Genomic DNA, 17,930 nt, shown 5'->3' on the forward strand with positions numbered 1-17,930 from the left:
CCTTCGGGCTACTAAACCCGATCACTGGGAATCAGTGACGGGGACCAAGTTACCGAGGGGGACAAAAGCGCACAAGCCGGCGGATTCTGGCGTAGTCGTAGGCAATGGCGCAAGGCGCTGTAGCTTTCAGGAAGTAACCTTAAACGCCTTTAAACATGCACGCCAAACAGGCAGCAGGCTCACTCCCACAGTTGATCGAGTTGTCGGACGAACGCTGTTACCGGTGATGTCACCAGAAGCAGTAAACCAGCGTCACGGCAGCGGCAATACCAAACGCTCCCAGCGCCTTTGCCGGCAAGTATCCGGTCAATCGTTGCAAGGACGCGTCCGACAGCACTTTGTGGTCATCGCGGAGGGGCATGATCGCCCGGTAGGTGTATCGAAAGCCGATCAACAAAAACAGCAAGATCACGCCCAAGGCTAACCCGCGAGTAATAGCCGGCTTGATCAAAGGCGCAGGGGTGTCTTCCAGGCAGGCGGCACTGTCAACTTCCACCACGGTGATTCGCCCGAAATCCGTGGCGGGTCGCTGTTCGCCTTTAAGGATCGACGCCTGTTGCTCCAGATCGAGCGCCTGATACTTCCAGAGCGTTGATGACCCTTCCCGGCAGTAGGTGAACGCTGCAGGGTTGGAGGCGGCAATAATGCACGCGTCATTGATGCCGATTTTTTTCAGGGTCTCGACAGCCGGTCGTGTGAAGTCCAGGTCGAGGACAGGAATAATCCCGGTGGCAGACACCGCAGTCGAAACCAACAGGCTCCCGGTAGCGCAGAGGGCTGAAATTTTCAAGGTTGGATGCCCCTTGTTTTGCACTGTTTTTGTTGTTTGAGCGCGGCTGCAACCTGCCTTCCGACGTCTAAAATTCTAGTTGAACCTCGATGACTTGCGACCAATCGACCCTCAAATCTGGCCGAAAAAATCTGCTTCCCGGTCATACAAACGCCTGCAACGACTTTCAGAGTGCATGGATGACGATTGAGAAGTTCAACGAAGACCTGCGCCAGGCCCGCCTCGAACTGACCGCCGCAACGGCGGCGGTCATGGAGCTGGTCCGCTCGGGCAAAGCGTTCGGGGATGAATGGGACGCTGCGGTCGCGCGCGAGCGCAAAGCCTTTCAGAAAATGCATTGGGTGCTGGATAGCCCCTTGGCTCCCCAGGTAGATAAAAAGTCAGATCCGTAGTGGTTCGAAGACCCGGCTAATTGCTCATCCCGTCTTCTATGGTGATGCCTTGTGGGAGCGGCTGGCGGTTGGATCAGTGCTTGCGCAGCCACTCGATAAACAGCGCAAACAATTCCGACTGTGAACCGATGTTCAACTTCAGATAAAGGTTCTTGCGGTGCATGCGCACCGTCTCCGGCGAGATGCTCATCTGGCTGGCCGTGGATTTCACCGAGTGCCCCCGCAGCACCATGTGCGCCACTTCCCGCTCGCGCTCGGTCAGCAAGTCGCAGCCGAACTGCTCGAAGGCGGACTGCACACGTTGTTTGAGATCGTCACGCACGCCCTCATTGACGGCGCTGAGCTGCAAGCCCCGGCAGCTGAACTCGCGGATGAATTCGCGCACCAGCGGCTCAACCGCCCGCAGCAGGTTCAGCTGTTCAAGCCGCAGACTTTCCCCGCCGAAGCCTTGAAACAGGCTCACCGACACCTGGGTGTCATGGCCGGTATCGACAATGTAAAAACTGTCCTCCGAACTCCCGGCCTTCAAGTAGTAAGTCTTGTAGTACTCACTGTCGAAGAAGTTGTCCGGGGCAATGTCCTCCAGGTGATAAAACCCTTCGGCCAGCCCCTGCTCCACCGCCAGGCAAAACGGGTCGAGCAGGTAGCCCCCGGAAAAATAGCGGTCGATGATCGACTCCCGGTATTTTTCCGGGATGCCCCGCTGATACAACAATTGTGGCGGGCGGTCCTTGTGTTCCAGGCTGATCATCACCGATTCGATAGCCACCAGATGCCCGAAGGCCGACGCCAAAAAGCTCAGCGCGTCGGGCTCATCGATATGGGCGAAGGCCTGGCGCATTTCGCCGTGCCATTTATGCAAGGCGCCGAAGGGCAAGGCGATCAATGTGTCATCGTTTGGTTTGCTCATGCCCCGCAGTCTAGCGGGTGAACCGGCACCTGATAACCGCGGATTCGACGAACTCATTGGCCGAAATACAGGCCGTTCTGCTCAAGTTCGCCCGCCACTTCAAGAATGCACACCCGCAGGGTCTCGACGATTTCATCCACTTGAGCGCAAGACAGGATCAGCGGCGGCGACATGACATTGAGGTGCATGATCGGCCGCACCAGCAGCCCCCGGGCCTGCGCCCTGGAGTGAATCATCTCGCCGATGTTGATCTCGTCGGCGAACAACGCCTTGGTGCGTTTATCGGCCACGAACTCCACGCAGGCCATGAATTTCTGGCAGCGCACATCGCCCACCAGCGGCAAGTCGCTGAGTGTGGCCAGACGCTGTTCCAGATACGCGCCGACCACGTCGACATGCTCCAGCAGGTGTTCACGCTCGATGATCTCGATGTTTTTCAGTGCCGCCGTGCAGCAGACCGGGTGGCCGCTGTAGGTGAAGCCGTGGGTGAAGCAACGGCCCTTGCCGGGCTCGGCAATCACTTTCCAGATACGGTCGGAAAAAATGCACGCGCCCAACGGCAAGTAAGCCGACGTCAGCCCCTTGGCCGTGGTGATGATGTCCGGCTGAACATCGAACACCTCATACGAGGCGAAGAACTTGCCCAGGCGCCCGAACGACGTCACCACCTCGTCGGCGACAAACAGAATGTCGTAGCGCTGGCAGACTTCCCACATGCGTTTCAGGTAACCCTTGGGCGGAATGATCACGCCGCCGGAGCCCATGATCGGCTCGGCAAAAAAGCCCGCGACCTTGTCTGCGCCGATGGACAGGATCTTGTCTTCGAACTCCTTGATCAGAAACTCGAGAAACTGCGGCTCGTCCATGCCATCCGGCGCCCGGTAAGGATTTGGGTTGGAGACGTGGTGAATCTTGTCGTTGGCGTAATCGAATTCCGGCACACGGTCGGCGGCCTTGTTGCCGATCGACATGGTCAGTGTGGTCGAGCCGTGATACGCGTTGAAACGGGCGATGACGTGCTTCTTTTCCGGTTTGCCACGGCAGTTCTGATAGTACTGAATCAACCGGTAAGCGGTGTCCACGGCGGTGGAGCCGCCGGTGGTCAGGAACACGTGATCGAGGTCACCGGGGGCAAGGCTGGCGAGTTTCTCGCACAACTGGATGGCGACGTTATTCGACATGTCGGAAAACGGGTTCGAGTACGCCAGTTGCCGGACCTGGTCGGCAATCGCCAGCGCCATTTCCTCTCGGCCCAACCCAATGTTCGTGCACCACATGCCGCCCACCGCATCGAGAAAGCGGTTGCCCTGGGTGTCGTAAATATAAGCGCCGTCACCGGCCACAATGTTCAGCGCGCCCTGTTCGGCGTGTTCGTCGAACATGTGATAGCCGTGCATGTAGTGGGCTTTATCAGCTTTGAGCAAATGGGCGTTATCAACGCTCGACAGCATTTTCTGAGTTGGAGTAGCCATACAAAAACCTCAAACCAAAATGGGTAAACGATCAAATCCCGCTCTTCACCGTGCTCCAGACCCGGGTCATGGCACGCATCTCTTTTGCATCCTGGGTTTTTTGCGGAAACAGCCGCTGGCGGGTTTCGTCATCGGGATAAATCGCCGGGTTATTGCGCACATCGGCGTGCACTAACGGTGTGGCCGCCGCGTTGCTGTTGGCGTAGTGAATGAAGTCCGTCACGTCGGCCATGACTTGTGGCTGCATCAAGTAATCGAGGAACGTGTGGGCGTTGGCCACGTGGGGCGCATCGGCGGGGATGTACAGATTGTCGAACCAGATCAGCGAACCTTCCTTGGGAATGAAATAGGCCAGCTTGATCTTCAGTTTGGCTTCTTCGGCGCGAGCCATGGCGGTCGCGTAATCGCCGGACCAGGTCATGGCCATGCACACATCGCCATTGGGCAGGCTGGTCAGGTAGTTGACCGAGTCGAACTTGCGGATGTACGGCCTGACCGACAGCAGCAAATCCTGGGCGGCCTTGAGGTCCTCCGGCGCGGCGCTTCGCGGGTCGCGCCCCAGGTACTTCAGCGCCAGTGGAATGACTTCAGTGGGCGCATCGACCAGGGTCACGCCGCAATCGGCGAAGCGCGAGACGATTTTAGGGTCGAAGATCATCGCCAACGAGCCAATCGGCGCGTCCGGCATGCGCTCCTTGATTTTGTCGACGTTGTACGTGATGCCATTGCTGCCCCAGGTATAGGGCGCCGAGTACAGCGTGCCTGCATCGAACCCCTGCAAGTCCTGCAAGACTTTCGGGTCCAGGTTGGCCCAGCCTGGCAGCAACTTTTTGTCGAGCGGCTGGAACACTTTGGCTTTGATCAGCGGTGGTGCGAGGGAGGCGTTCAACACCACCAGGTCATAGCCGGAGTGACCTGTGAGTAACTTGGCCTGAACCGTTTCATAGGCATCAAAGGTGTCGTAGATCACCCGGATGCCGGTGGCTTTCTGAAAGTCGGCAATGGTTTTTTCGCCAATGTAATCCGCCCAGTTATACAGCCGCAGCGTGTGGCTATCGTCCACTTCGGCGCCGTGGACGGCTGCCGACAGCGGCACAATCAACGCACCAAGCATCACCAAGAAGGCCTTGCGCATAGCAAATTCACCTTATCAAGCGAGTTCCGATCTGGATGAGCGGATGAATCCACTATTGGTCGATTCAGCCAACCGCGCCATACCCCGAATGGGTGTGTGGGCCGGTTTGTGGCGCTCGCGACGGCCGACATGGCAAAAAGCGGCAGTTTCGTTGACTGGTTTTGTCATAGATCCGGCGCCGGTCCCGCGCTTAGAGTGCCGTTCATAGCGATCACCCAGGGCACGTACATGAACGACCTGATCAAACAAGAACGAAACGAAGGTGTACTGACGCTCACCTTTGACCGCCCCGACAAGCTCAACGCGCTGAATAATCGCATGTACACGCAGCTGGCCGATCTGTTGCTGGCCGCTGATGAAGACGCTGAAATCGGCGTGATCATTGTCACCGGTGGCGACACCTGCTTTACCAGTGGCAACGACCTGGCGGACTTTCTCCAGCATCCGCCGACCGATCTGGATAGCCCGGCGTTTCGCCTGATGCGCGTGGTGATCCACCTGCAAAAACCGTTGATCGCGGCGGTCTGCGGAGCGGCCATCGGCATCGGCACCACCCTGCTGCTGCATTGCGATCAGGTGCTGGTCACGCGCAATGCCCGGTTACGCATGCCGTTCGTGAACCTGGGCCTGTGCCCGGAGTTCGGCGCCAGCCTGCTGCTGCCGCGCCTGCTCGGTCATGCCCGGGCGGCGCGCTTGCTGCTGTGGGGCGACAGCCTGGACGGTGCCGCCGCCGTCGCGTGCGGATTGGCCAACGAACTGTTCGACGACGGGCCACAGTGCCTGGCGGCCGCCGAGCGCATGGCTCGTCGCCTGCTGGCGCTCCCCCAGGAATCCCTGCGTCAGACCCGGCAACTGCTCAAGCAGACGTCCATGCCGGAACTGCAAGCCACCATTCGCCAGGAGAACTTGCTGTTCATCAAGCGCCTGACCACCCCTGAAGCGCAGGCAGCGTTGAACGCACTGGTTAATCGCAGCACTGAAAAGAACCCATCTACAGGAAAGCCTTCATGAACACCCCAGACGTATTTGTTGTCAGCGCCGCACGCACCGCCATCGGCTCCTTTGGTGGCTCGCTCAAAGATGTCCCGCTGGCCGATCTGGCGACCACGGCCGTCAAGGCCGCCCTGGAGCGCTCCGGCGTGGACCCGGCGCAAATCGGCCATCTGGTGATGGGCAACGTGATCCCGACCGAGACCCGCGACGCGTACATTTCCCGGGTCGCCGCGATGAACGCCGGTATCCCCAAGGAAACCCCCGCCTACAACGTCAACCGCCTCTGCGGTTCCGGCCTGCAAGCCATCATCAGCGCGGCCCAGACCTTGCTGCTGGGCGACGCCGAGATTGCCATCGGCGCCGGTGCCGAGTCCATGAGCCGCGGCCCGTACCTGATGCCGTCCGCCCGTTGGGGCGCGCGCATGGGCAACGTCCAGGCCATCGACTACATGCTGGGCATCCTGCATGACCCGTTCCATGGCATCCATATGGGCATCACCGCCGAAAACATTGCCGAGCGCAACGGCATCACCCGCGACATGCAAGACGCCCTAGCCCTGGAAGATCAAAAACGCGCGGCGTTCGCCATCGCCAATGGCTACTTCAGTGAGCAGATCGCAGCGGTCGAAATCCGTGGCCGCAAGGAAACGACGCTGTTCAGCATCGACGAACACCCGCGTTCCACTTCCCTGGAACAACTCGCGCAGATGAAGCCGGCGTTCAAGAAGGACGGTTCAGTCACGGCCGGCAATGCCTCGGGCCTGAACGACGGCGCTGCGGCACTGGTCATGGCCACCGGCAGCGCGGTGCAGGTCAACAACCTGCGCCCGCTCGCTCGCCTGGTCAGCTATGCCCACGCCGGTGTTGAGCCAGAACTGATGGGCCTGGGCCCGATTCCCGCTACACGCCTGGCACTCAAACGCGCAGGCCTGACCGTGGCTGACCTGGACGTGATCGAAGCCAACATCGCCTTCGCCGCCCAGGCCTGTGCGGTCAGCCAGGAACTGGACCTAGACCCGGCCAAGGTCAACCCGAATGGCTCGGGTATTTCCCTCGGTCACCCAGTGGGCGCGACCGGCGCAATGATTGCCACCAAAGCCATTCACGAACTGCAGCGCATCAACGGACGATATGCGTTGGTGACCATGTGCATTGGCGGTGGCCAGGGGATTGCGGCGATTTTTGAGCGAGTTTGAGTGTTAGCGCGATGTCCGGTGCAACGCCGGGCATCGCTGCTGCTTGATGATTTCCTTCGGCAACTGGTCGCAATCCATCAATCCCGCCCCTTCCCCACGCCCTGGATTAACTCCCAGAACACGTCGCCGTGCCGTGCGGCCAACATTCCCCAGGTCCGTATCGAGGAACTGGTGGGTTATCTACTTCAATCTCGGATTACTTGCCTTCGCTTTCGGTAATGAAGCCGATGATGCTGACACCACCGCGCATGATGTCTTCAGCAATGGCCTTGCGCGCCTTGGCCGGCTTTTTCTCGCGCAGGGCTTCGATCAGTACCAGATGCTCGTCGGCACCGATGTAGGTGTTATGCCCCTTGGTGTAAAACAGATTGAGGATCGGCCCCATGGAAACCCACAACCCTTCGATCTGGGCAGTCAGCATGTCCATTGCCGCCAACCGGTAGACCGTGAAGTGGAACTCACGGTTGAAATGCATTGCTTGCGGACCGTCGTTGGCTTGGTCGGCTTGTTGAAAACTGGCATGCAGTTCTTCCAGCCGAGTCAGGTCCTGCGGCGTAACGTTGCGCGTGGCGAGCTCAGCGGCCAGGCCTTCCAGTGCGATGCGGATCGTGCGCACCTCCAAATACCGGCTCATGGTCAGCTCCGGAACCATGGCAAAACGGCCCGAACGCAACTCGAGACCGCGCTCGCTGACCAGCCTCAGGCAGGCTTCGCGGACTGGGGTGACGCTGGTGCCAAGCTTGTCGGCCAGGTCTTGCATGACCAGCCGCTCGCCGGGCCGGAAGTTGCCGGCGATCAGTCCTTCGCGAATGGCGTAATAGGCGCGGGCGGACAGGTTGCCTTGTTCCAGCGGTTGAATCTGCACGGTCGAACTCCTGGATAATGCTTTTTATTGCGCAGCCTGTCGGGGTTGCGCCAAAAATCTGAAATACATTGTCTTATATCCTATAAGTAACACTCAACCTCGCTCTACAGCGGTTTGGGAATCATATGCAGAAAGAGCGGCACTGCGCGTGCCGCTCTCCGTTGCTCGGCCTAGCGAATCAGCGCCTTGAGGGCGTTTTCGATGACGTCGAGGCTTTCATCGAGAATCTTTGTGGTATGCGAGGTCGACAGGTACAGGCGCTTGAGGGGTAATGGCTGAAAAATCATCCGCTGCTCGATCAAACGCTTGCGAAACGCCAGGTCCAGCGCGTCATCGTTGCGCAACAAATCACGGTACTGGCTGTACGGCCCCTCGAAAAAGTACATCAGCCAGACCGACCCATATCCGGCACTTTGAGCGGGAATGCCCAGCCGCTGGATAATGCCGTCGAGCTGCCCGCGCAAATAGTCGCCCATGGCGAACAGGCGTTCGTAGACGCCTTCGCGAGAAAGCTCCTCGATGGTCGCCAGCACCGCCGCCAGCGTCGATGGCGTTCCATTGAACGTTCCGCCCATGAACACGCCCCGGTCGCCCGACTGCCCTACGCGCTCCAACAGATCCCGACGGCCGGCGACCAAGCCCACGGGATAACCTGATGAAGCCGCCTTGCCGAAGGTTGCCAGATCCGGTGTCACGCCGACGATCGACTGATAGCCGCCCAGCGCATGACGAAAGCCGGTGATGACCTCATCGAAAATCAGAATCACGCCGTGCTCGACGGTCAATTGCCGAAGCGCCCGCAGAAATGCCGTCGATGCCGTCACCGAGCCCATGTTGTGGGCAATCGGTTCGACGATGATCGCCGCGACCTCCCCCGGATTGGACTTGAGGTAACGCTCCACCGCCTCGGCATCGTTATACGGAAGGATGATCGTGTACTGCGCGGCATCCAGCAGAATACCGTCAGACATCGGGTCGAAACTGTCCATGCGCTCACGGGATGTCTGGCCGTTCATCGCCACATAGTCGTGCCAGCCGTGATATCCGCCCTGGAATTTTATGATCCGTTTGGCGCCGGTGACGGCCCGCGCCAGGCGCAAGGCGTGATAAGTCGCTTCGGAGCCGCTGTTGCAAAACGCGACCTGCTCGGCGCAGGGAATGCACTCGACCAGCGCTTGCGCCGTCTCGACTTCCAGATCGGTAATGCCGGCGCCGATCAGGTCAAGGCGTTCGCTGACGTGTGCAACCTTTTGACGAATCGCCTGATTGCCGTGCCCGAGCACATGCGCGCCGAAACCACAGTGGAAATCGGTATGACGGTCGCCGTTGGCGTCGTACAGATACGGACCTTCTGCACGAACAAACGCATAAGGCTGACCGAGTTTGCGGCTCGGGCTCAGATGGCCGCCCGGCAACACCTGCCGAGCCCGTTCATGCAAGGACTGATTGGCGTCAAGCAACATGATCGACTCCTGGGGCAAGTGCCTCCCGGGCAACGGCTTCAATACCCACGGCATCCAGCCGGTAATGGCGATAGAGATGGGTCGGCGGGGCAATGAGGCTGTATTCATCTTCGATCCCGTGACGCCGCAAACGCGTCCCTTGACCCGTGTCGGCCAGCACTTCCGCCACAGCACCGCCCAGCCCTCCCAGCACGTTGTGTTCTTCGACGGTCATCAACAACCCGCTTTCGCCCGCCGCATGCAGCACCGCATCACGATCCAGCGGTTTGATGGTGTGCATATCGATCACCCCGACCGATAAACCACTGGCGCGCAAGGCCTGCGCGGCTTCCAGCGTCGGGTGAAGCATGCTGCCGGTGGCGATCAGGGTCAGGTCACTACCCCGCTCATGAACGATGGCTTTGCCAAACTCGAACACCACGTCATCGGGGTAAACGTTAGGTTCCTGGCCCCGACCAATACGGAAGTAAATCGGTTGCGAATGGTTGATCGAGGCACGTATCGCCGCCGCCAACTGTGGGCCATCGGCGGGTGCGACGACCGTCAGATCAGCGATGCTGCGGGTGATTGCCAGGTCTTCGGTGGCGTGATGCGAGGTGCCATAGAAACCGAGGCTGATTCCCGAATGGTGTCCGATCAGCCGCACCGGAAGTGCGCTGTAGGCCACATCCATGCGAATCTGCTCGCAGCAGAGCAAGGCCAGGAATGAAGCGAATGTCGCCACAAACGGCATGCTCCCGGTGGTGGCAATGCCCGCCGCCGCGGTGACCATGTTTTGCTCGGAGATACCGAACTGGATAAACAGTTCGGGGTGGCGCTGAGCGAAGCGACTCAAGCCGTTGGAGTACTGGAGGTCAGCGGTGCCGACGGCGATCTTGTGACCGGCGTCAACCAGGTCGATCAACGCATCAGACAAATAGTTCAGGCCGGGGGCGCGAGCGTTGATCTGCCGGTACTGCCAGGTATCGGCGCTGACGGGCGAGCTCATTGCACACCTCCTTTGGATTTGATTTCTTCGATAGCGAGCAATTCGTCTTCCTCGGCCAACCAGCCAAGATGCCAGCCGGGCTCGGTTTCCATGTACTCGACGCCTTTGCCCTTGACGGTCAAGGCGATCACGCAGACTGGCTTTTCGCGTTGCGTATCGGCTTTCAGCTGGCGCAACAGACGAGCCACGGCGGCGACGTCATGCCCGTCGACCTCATGCACGTCCCAGCCGAAAGCGCGCCATTTGTCGCCCAGCGGTTCAATTCCGATGATGTCGTCGACCTTGCCGTCGAGCTGGTAACCGTTTCGGTCGATGATCGCGATCAGGTTCGATGTTTTGTAATGCGCAGCCGCCATTGCCGCTTCCCAGACCTGGCCTTCATGCATTTCGCCGTCGCCAAGCAGCACATACACATCGAACGGATTGTTCTGCAGCCGTCCACCCAACGCCATGCCCAGTCCGCCGGACAATGCATGACCAATGGAACCGGAACTGAAATCGACCCCCGCGACCTTGCGCATATCCGGGTGATCACCTAACGGATTACCCAGGCGCGTATAGCCGTCGAGCAGCGCCTTGTCGAAAAAGCCCCAGTCCGCCAGTAACGGATACAGCCCCACTGCGGCATGTCCCTTGCCCATCAAGAAGCGATCACGACCTGGCCACTTGGGCTCGCCGTGGCGCAAGCGCATGGCGTCGTAATACAGCGCCGAGAAAATTTCAGCACAGGAAAACACCGAGGTGTAGTGCCCCACCTTGGCGATGGAAATCAGGCGCACGGTTTCCAGGCGTACAAACAGCGCGCGCTCTTTGAGGTGGGCGATGTGCCCGGGACTCAGGTCCTCGACCGGAACGGGAATGGGGGGTGGAGCGGCTATCGACATGGCTGCATTTCCTGAATGGTTGTTAGAAAGGCGACCGCTCTCACGGCCTCCTTCTTACAACTTATAAGATATATATTGCAACAACAAGCCGTTGGCGTTATTTTTTCCAACAGGCAGGAATGCCCCGGCCAGACTAGGCCGAATTTTGCGATCTTATAAGTTATATTGATTTCAGCTCTCGGAGATGCCACTCGTGCCGCACGAAAACACCCCCGCAGCCAGCGTTCTGGCCCAGGCAGATCAACGCTTTCACCTGCACTCGCAGACCAACCTGCGGCGCCATCAACAACAAGGCCCGATGGTCATCGAACGCGGAGATGGCATCCACGTCATCGACGAACACGGACAGCGATACATTGAAGGAATGTCCGGTCTCTGGTGTGCCAGTCTGGGGTTTTCCAATCGTCGACTGGCCGACGCCGCACAACGCCAGTTCGACGTGCTGCCCTACTACCACACCTTCAATCATCGGGTTCCAGCGGTGACGGCACGCCTAGCCGAACGCATCGCCACCCTCGCGCCACTACCGGATGCGAGAGTGTTTTTTGCCTGTTCGGGCTCGGAAGCCAACGACTCGATGATCAAAATGGCCTGGGCCTGGCACCGGGCGCGGGGCAATACGCACAAGCGCAAAATCATCGCCCACCAGAAAGGTTTTCATGGCTCCACGGTGATGGGGGCGACGCTGTCCGGGTTGCCAAACATGCACGCTGCATTCGGCTTGCGGCTGGACCAGGTGATTCATGTCGAGTGCCCCCATTACTACCGTAATGGCTTGCCCGGTGAGTCTGAGGCCGCCTTCTGCGAACGCTTGGTCGCCGACTTGCAGCGACGCATCGAGGCTGAAGGAGCAGACACCATCGCTGCCTTCATCAGCGAACCTGTCATGGGAGCCGGCGGCGTGATCGTCCCGCCATCCGGCTATTTTTCCGCGGTACAGGCACTGCTGGCCCGTTACGACATTCTGATGCTGGCCGACGAAATCATTTGTGGCTTTGGTCGTACCGGTCAGTGGTTCGGCCATCAGACGATGGGCTTTGCACCCGACATGATGGCTTGCGCCAAAAGCCTTTCGGCGGGCTATCAGCCAATTTCCTGCACCGTGGTCAGCGGCCCGGTCTACCGAGTGCTTGAAGAACAGAGCCAGCAACTGAACGGCTTCGGACATGGCTTCACCTACTCCGGGCACCCGGTGGCCGCCGCCGTCGCCCTTGAGACGCTATCCATCTACCAGGAGCTGGACATCCCTGCCCGCACCCGCCAGTTGGGTGAGGTTCTGCACGGCGAACTGGCGCCACTGTTCGACCACCCTCTGGTTGGCGAAATCCGCGGCATCGGGCTGGTTGCGGGTCTGGAACTGGTGGCTGACAAGTCATCGCGACGCTCGTTTTCGGCGCAGGTGGCGATCGGCGCGCAGGTCGAACTGGCGGCACGCAAGCACGGCCTGATCGTGCGCAACATGGGCGATTCAATCGCCCTGGCGCCACCTTTCATTATTGAACCGACACAGCTGCGCGAACTGGTCAGCCGCCTGACGGACGCGCTGAACGACGTCAATCACGCCACGGGACACTGCTCATGAATAGCCTCGCCCATTCCCTCGACTCATCCGGTGCGTTGATCGACCTCAACCATGTGCAAAAGAGTTATGACGGCAAGACGCTGATCATCAAGGACCTGAATCTCTCCATCGCGCAAGGAGAATTCCTGACGCTGCTCGGTGCGTCCGGATCGGGCAAGACCACCACGCTGATGATGCTTGCCGGCTTCGAAACCCCGACCCGCGGCGAAATCCGCATGATGGGCAAACCGATCCAGAACGTCCCGGCACACCGACGCGGCATGGGCATGGTATTCCAGAACTACGCGCTGTTTCCGCACATGACCGTGGCCGAGAACCTGGCTTATCCATTGAAAATGCGCGGACTCAATCGCATCGAGGTGCAGAGCAAGGTCAAGCGTGCGATCGAGATGGTCCAGTTGCATGACATGCAGCAACGGCGCCCCACGGAGTTGTCCGGCGGCCAGCAGCAACGCGTCGCCCTTGCCCGCGCCATGGTATTCGAGCCACAGGTCATCCTGATGGACGAACCGCTCGGCGCTCTCGACAAGAACCTGCGCGAGCACATGCAGTACGAAATCAAACAGTTGCATCGAAGACTCGGCGTCACGGTGGTGTACGTGACCCACGATCAGGGCGAAGCCTTGACCATGTCCGACCGGGTAGCCGTGTTTCATCAAGGTGATATTGCCCAGATCGGCGATCCGGTTTCGCTGTACGAGCATCCTGAAAACGCTTACGTGGCCACGTTTATCGGTGAAAACAATGTATTGCGCGGGAGTCTCGTTGCACGCCATGGGCATGAGGTCGAGATCGCACTTGACGCTGGTTTCGAGGCCCGTGGCATGGGCGTGACGATGCCAATCGGCGCCTCGAAAAAAGTCGAGCTGCTGATCCGTCCGGAGAACATCCGACTGTCCCCGATCAATCAGAACAGCTATCAGGCAACTCTGGCCGACCGTGTCTACCTGGGCGATCACCTGCGCATTCACTTGAAACTGGACAACGACGACACGCTGATTGTGAAAACCGCCAACGATGAGGCCATCAAGGGCTTGAACAACGGTCAGCGCATCGGTTTTAGCTGGCGCCCCGAAGACGCGCGGGTTTTCGCGCAGGGTTGAGCACCGCTCCGCGCCTGACCCAAAACCCTTGTCACCACCGAAACACACCACACCCACAACAATAAGAAGGTCATCACTATGCACAGTTTCGATCACTCGACCTGAGCCGCTTTCCTGCCGGTACACCCGCTAATCCCTATTTGCTTTTCCTTCAGCAGGAGAGTTGCACCATGCACTCACATTCAACACGCTTGGCCCTTGTACTCACGCTGGCACTGACCGGCCCCCTCGCCCAGGCCCGCGACCTGACGGTGGTCGGTTTCGGTGGCGCCACGCAGGAGGCTTTCGACAAGGCCTGGTTCAAACCGTTTGCCGCGCAAAGCGCCAAACCGGTGGTTCAAGACAGCTACGGCGGCGGCCTGGCGAAACAGAAAGCGATGGTCGAGTCAGGTAATCCCACGTGGGACCTGGTGCAGATGGACCAGAACGAAATGGAATTGGCCTGCGAACAGGGCCTGCTCGAAGACCTGGATCACAAACAATTGAAGAATGCGCCCGAGGTTAATCCCGAGGCCTTTTCGGAGTGCGGTGTGGGGGCGTTTGTTTGGTCCGAAGTGATGACCTACGACCCGAAAAAATTTGGCGCCGACGGCCCGAAAAGCTGGGCTGATTTCTGGAACGTCCAGAAATGGCCAGGCAAACGCGGCTTGCGTAAACAGGCACGCATGACCCTGGAAATTGCCTTGATGGCCGACGGTGTCGCACCGGCCGACGTCTATAAATTGCTGGCGACCCCGGCGGGACAGAACCGTGCATTTGCCAAACTGGACCAAATCAAACCCTACATCCAATGGTGGGAAACCGGCGCTCAGCCGCTGGAATGGCTGGCCGCCGGTAACATCGCCGTGAGTGCCGCCTACAACGGCCGGATCGCCATCGCCAATCAACAGGGAAACCATTTTCCACTGATCTGGCAGCAACAGCTGTACAGCATGGACTACTGGACCATCATCAAGAACACCCCGAACAAAACCGCCAGTTATCAACTCCTCGACTACATCCTCGGTGCCAAGGCCCAAAGCGATTTCGCCCACGCGATTCCTTACGGCATTGTCAACAGCAAGGCCATAGCGGCCATGGATGAGAAGACGGCCAGCGCGTTGCCCAACGCCCCGGCCAACATGAAAGATGCCCTGCTGCTCGATACACCGTTCTGGGTCAACTACGAGGAAGACCTGATGAACCGGTTTACCCGCTGGGTCGCACAGTAAACAGGCCTCAAGACCGCGCCGCCGATGACGGAGGCGCGGTTCGAGTATGGTTTTATCAAGGTGGGTTTCACTATGTCCGTTTCCTCAATAGATGCACCGGCTTGCGTCGACACGCTGGCCGTCGCCCATTATCAATCCAGTCGCCGCAAGCGCTGGGTTTCGATGCTGCTGCTCTTGCCGCTGCTGGCTTACACCTGTGTTTTCTTCGCTCTGCCGATCGGCATGATGTTCTACCGGGCCGTCAGCAATCCCGAACTGCTACAAGCGTTCCCCACGGCCATCAGGACGATGGTCGACGAGCCGGCGAAGGATTCAACGGCGCTGCCAACTGACCGGGTGTTCGATGCGCTCGAGCAAGACTTTATCAACGCCCCGAGCAATGCAGTCATTGGTGAGGCGGCACGACGCCTCAACTACGAGAACAGTGGTTATCGCTTCCTGGTCATGAACACCGCACGGACCTACAGAACGCCGCTGGCGAACCCGGAAAGCCAGAGCGCCCGAGAGCGTTTGGCCGCCATCGATGAACGCTGGATTTCACCACAGGTGTGGGAGGACTTTCGCCGCGCGTCCCCGGCCTATACGCCGTATTACCTGCTGGCCGCCCTGGACTTGAAGCAAACGGATCAAGGTGTCGCGCCGGTCGAAGAAAGCCAGCGGGTGTACCTGGACTTGACCTTCAAGACCCTGAAAATCGCCCTGATAGTCTCGCTGTTGTGTCTGTTGCTGGGCTTTCCGTTTGCCGCGTTGATGGTCAAGGCTTCACCGGCCCTGCAAGTCTTGCTGTTTCTGGCGGTCATGCTGCCGTTCTGGACCTCGTTGCTGGCACGAACCACGGCCTGGATCGTGGTACTGCAGGACAAAGGCATCGTCAACACGTTACTGCTGCGCTTCGGCCTGATCGATCACCCGCTGCCGATGATTTTCAACCTGTCGGGTGTGTACATCGTGATGGTGCACATCCTGCTGCCGTTCAGCGTGCTGCCGCTGTACAACGTGATGAAAAATATCCCGCCCCATTTCATGCGCGCCTCAGCCTCACTCGGCGCTCATCCCATACGCGGGTTCATGCAGGTCTACTTGCCCCTGACCTTGACGGGGATCGGTTCCGGCACCCTGCTCACGTTCATCGTCGCGGCGGGTTACTACGTGACGCCGACCCTGGTGGGCAGTGCCCGCGAACAGATGCTTGGCTATTTCATTGCGTTCTATACCAACACCACCGTCAATTGGGGCATGGCCTCGGCACTCGGGCTGGTGCTGATTTCCTGTGTCATGGTCATTTACCTGCTGGCCGCGCGCCTGGTGGGTATTCGCCAGATTGCCGGCCTGCGCTGAAGGAGCTCCCATGAACCATTTCATACAGGCTTACCTCGCCCGCAAGGCTCATGTGTTGTTCGGTCTATTGATGAGCATTTTCATGATCGCACCACTGTTGGCGGTGGTACCGATTTCATTCAGCAGTGGCACGTTCCTCTCCTACCCGCTCCCGGGACTCTCCCTGCAATGGTATGAACGGGTATTCACCAGCGGTCCCTGGATGCAAGCGCTGAGCAACAGCCTGTGGGTCGGCATCGCCTCGACACTGCTGGCGACATTGCTCGGAACGCTGGCCGCGCTGGCCTTTGCACGCCGCAACCTGCCAGCCGCCAGCGGAATGCTCGGCCTGCTGATTTCACCGATGATTTTCCCACCTGTGATCTCCGGGCTGGGCATGTATTTTCTCTTCGGCAAACTGGGCCTGACAGGTACTTTGTTCGGTCTGATTCTGGCCCACACCGTCCTGGCCACGCCTTTCGTCCTGATCAGTGTTGCCGCCAGCCTGCAGGGTTTCGACATGACCTTGCTCAAGGCCGCCGCCATGTCCGGCGCCTCACCTGTGCGGGCCTTCGCGGGTATTGCTTTGCCAATCATCGCACCTGGTGTGATATCGGGCGCACTCTTCGCCTTCATGACATCGTTCGACGAAATCGTCGTGGTGCTGTTCATCGGCGGCCCCAGCCAACGGACCTTGCCCCGGCAAATGTTCGATGGCATACGCGACACCATCGACCCCTCGATTCTCGCCATGTCGACATTGTTGCTACTGGTGGGCATTGTCGGGCTGATGACCACTACCTGGCTGACCTTGCGAGCACAACGCAACGCCCGCCAACTCAAGGAGCAATAACCTATGAGCATGTACATCGTGACCGGCGGCACCCAGGGCATCGGTGCCGTCACCGTAGAGCAGTTAATCGGCCAGGGCATGTCAGTGGTGTTCACTGGACGTGACGTCGATGCGGGAGAGCAGCTGTCCCAGCGCCTGCCGGGCAGCACGTTCGTGGCGGGCGACGTGCGGCAAGAGGCCGACTGTCAACGCGTCGTCTACCGCGCACTGGAACTGGGTAACGGCTCCTTGCAAGGTCTGGTCAACAACGCCGGCATGGCCGGGCGCAAGGCGCTCACACAGACCTCACAACTGGAATGGGACACGATGTTCGAGGTCAACACCCGCTCGGCATTTTTCTTCATCAAGCACGCCTTGCCCGGCTTGCAGGCGGGTCATGGAGCGGTGGTGAATGTGTCGTCGATCGCCGGCAAGACCGGCGAAGAGGGACTGGCCACTTACTGCGCCAGCAAGGCGGCCTTGATTGGCATGACGCAGGCGCTGGCCCTGGAATATGGCGCAAGCGTACGGTTCAACGCGGTGTGCCCCGGTCAGATCGCCACGCGCATGATGGACGCGATCATGAAGGACGCACCTCGTCTGGCTGCCCTGACCGCAAGGATTCCCGTAGGCCGCCTGGCCGCGCCCGAAGAAGTGGCCCAGGCGATTTGCTGGTTGCTGTCGCCAGCGTCCAGCTACGTCAACGGTACGGTGTTGACGGTGGACGGTGGTGAAACGGCAGGGCTGAGAACCCCTCCGAGTCACGCACCGCAAGTTTCCCGCTAACAATCAAATGG

At 59.4% G+C, this 17,930-nt stretch carries 17 protein-coding genes; 9 read left to right on the top strand and 8 right to left on the bottom strand.

Translation table 11 applies throughout. The annotated features are described in order from the left end of the window. Positions 1-229: 229 nt before the first annotated feature. Positions 230-790: a hypothetical protein gene (locus BLU63_RS00080; RefSeq protein ID WP_083374632.1), complete on the bottom strand. Its 561-nt coding sequence runs from the start codon at positions 788-790 to the stop codon at positions 230-232. A gap of 179 nt (positions 791-969) precedes the next feature. On the opposite strand from BLU63_RS00080, the gene BLU63_RS00085 reads away from it, so the two are divergent. Then, complete coding sequence (locus BLU63_RS00085; RefSeq protein ID WP_083374633.1) at positions 970-1,182, top strand: hypothetical protein; 213 nt, start codon at positions 970-972, stop codon at positions 1,180-1,182. A 73-nt stretch (positions 1,183-1,255) separates the two neighbouring features. On the opposite strand, the gene BLU63_RS00090 is transcribed toward BLU63_RS00085, so the two are convergent. From BLU63_RS00090 to BLU63_RS00100, 3 genes are read right to left on the bottom strand one after another with little or no spacing between them, the layout of a single operon-like run. Continuing rightward, positions 1,256-2,092, bottom strand: a complete 837-nt coding sequence (locus tag BLU63_RS00090) for a helix-turn-helix transcriptional regulator (protein WP_371857860.1) — start codon at positions 2,090-2,092, stop codon at positions 1,256-1,258. Between the two features lie 53 nt (positions 2,093-2,145). Next, a complete protein-coding gene (locus tag BLU63_RS00095) occupies positions 2,146-3,564 on the bottom strand; it encodes an aminotransferase (protein ID WP_083374635.1) in 1,419 nt (472 codons plus the stop codon). A 31-nt stretch (positions 3,565-3,595) separates the two neighbouring features. Beyond that, positions 3,596-4,699, bottom strand: coding sequence for a polyamine ABC transporter substrate-binding protein (locus BLU63_RS00100; protein WP_010458502.1), 1,104 nt, complete (start codon positions 4,697-4,699; stop codon positions 3,596-3,598). Between the two features lie 228 nt (positions 4,700-4,927). Between BLU63_RS00100 and BLU63_RS00105 the strand changes: the two genes are divergently transcribed. Continuing rightward, positions 4,928-5,710 carry an enoyl-CoA hydratase gene (locus tag BLU63_RS00105; protein ID WP_010458500.1) on the top strand — a complete coding sequence of 261 codons (783 nt, stop codon included), beginning with the start codon at positions 4,928-4,930 and terminating at the stop codon, positions 5,708-5,710. Then, positions 5,707-6,888, top strand: a complete 1,182-nt coding sequence (locus BLU63_RS00110) for an acetyl-CoA C-acyltransferase family protein (RefSeq protein ID WP_077748879.1) — start codon at positions 5,707-5,709, stop codon at positions 6,886-6,888. The genes BLU63_RS00105 and BLU63_RS00110 overlap by 4 nt, the downstream gene beginning before the upstream one ends. Positions 6,889-7,084: 196 nt before the next feature. Here the strand turns inward: BLU63_RS00110 and BLU63_RS00115 are convergent, their stop codons facing one another. The 4 genes from BLU63_RS00115 to BLU63_RS00130 form a co-directional block, all read right to left on the bottom strand. Then, on the bottom strand, positions 7,085-7,753 hold the full coding sequence (locus BLU63_RS00115) for a GntR family transcriptional regulator (protein ID WP_010458497.1): 669 nt from the start codon (positions 7,751-7,753) through the stop codon (positions 7,085-7,087). Positions 7,754-7,923: 170 nt separating this feature from the next. Then, positions 7,924-9,216: an aspartate aminotransferase family protein gene (locus tag BLU63_RS00120; protein ID WP_010458495.1), complete on the bottom strand. Its 1,293-nt coding sequence runs from the start codon at positions 9,214-9,216 to the stop codon at positions 7,924-7,926. Next, positions 9,206-10,204: a transketolase family protein gene (locus BLU63_RS00125; protein ID WP_010458493.1), complete on the bottom strand. Its 999-nt coding sequence runs from the start codon at positions 10,202-10,204 to the stop codon at positions 9,206-9,208. The genes BLU63_RS00120 and BLU63_RS00125 overlap by 11 nt, the downstream gene beginning before the upstream one ends. Beyond that, a complete protein-coding gene (locus BLU63_RS00130; RefSeq protein ID WP_010458491.1) occupies positions 10,201-11,088 on the bottom strand; it encodes a transketolase in 888 nt (295 codons plus the stop codon). The genes BLU63_RS00125 and BLU63_RS00130 overlap by 4 nt, the downstream gene beginning before the upstream one ends. A 184-nt stretch (positions 11,089-11,272) precedes the next feature. On the opposite strand from BLU63_RS00130, the gene BLU63_RS00135 reads away from it, so the two are divergent. The 6 genes from BLU63_RS00135 to BLU63_RS00160 all read left to right on the top strand — a co-directional run bounded on the left by BLU63_RS00135 (position 11,273) and on the right by BLU63_RS00160 (position 17,919). After that, positions 11,273-12,670: an aminotransferase gene (locus BLU63_RS00135; protein ID WP_231990929.1), complete on the top strand. Its 1,398-nt coding sequence runs from the start codon at positions 11,273-11,275 to the stop codon at positions 12,668-12,670. Then, positions 12,667-13,773, top strand: a complete 1,107-nt coding sequence (locus BLU63_RS00140; protein WP_083374636.1) for an ABC transporter ATP-binding protein — start codon at positions 12,667-12,669, stop codon at positions 13,771-13,773. Before BLU63_RS00135 ends, BLU63_RS00140 begins: the two co-directional genes overlap by 4 nt. 170 nt (positions 13,774-13,943) lie before the next feature. Next, entirely contained in the window at positions 13,944-14,984 is a 1,041-nt protein-coding gene (locus tag BLU63_RS00145) for an ABC transporter substrate-binding protein (protein WP_010458487.1), read from the top strand. Between the two features lie 72 nt (positions 14,985-15,056). Beyond that, the gene (locus tag BLU63_RS00150; protein WP_010458486.1) at positions 15,057-16,322 is read left to right on the top strand and encodes an ABC transporter permease; all 1,266 of its coding nucleotides are present in this window, start codon (positions 15,057-15,059) and stop codon (positions 16,320-16,322) included. Between the two features lie 10 nt (positions 16,323-16,332). After that, positions 16,333-17,154 carry an ABC transporter permease gene (locus BLU63_RS00155; protein ID WP_010458485.1) on the top strand — a complete coding sequence of 274 codons (822 nt, stop codon included), beginning with the start codon at positions 16,333-16,335 and terminating at the stop codon, positions 17,152-17,154. A gap of 3 nt (positions 17,155-17,157) precedes the next feature. Next, a complete protein-coding gene (locus BLU63_RS00160; RefSeq protein ID WP_010458484.1) occupies positions 17,158-17,919 on the top strand; it encodes an SDR family NAD(P)-dependent oxidoreductase in 762 nt (253 codons plus the stop codon). Positions 17,920-17,930: the final 11 nt, after the last annotated feature.

This window comes from Pseudomonas mandelii (genome assembly GCF_900106065.1).
Taxonomy (GTDB): Bacteria; Pseudomonadota; Gammaproteobacteria; order Pseudomonadales; family Pseudomonadaceae; genus Aquipseudomonas; species Aquipseudomonas mandelii.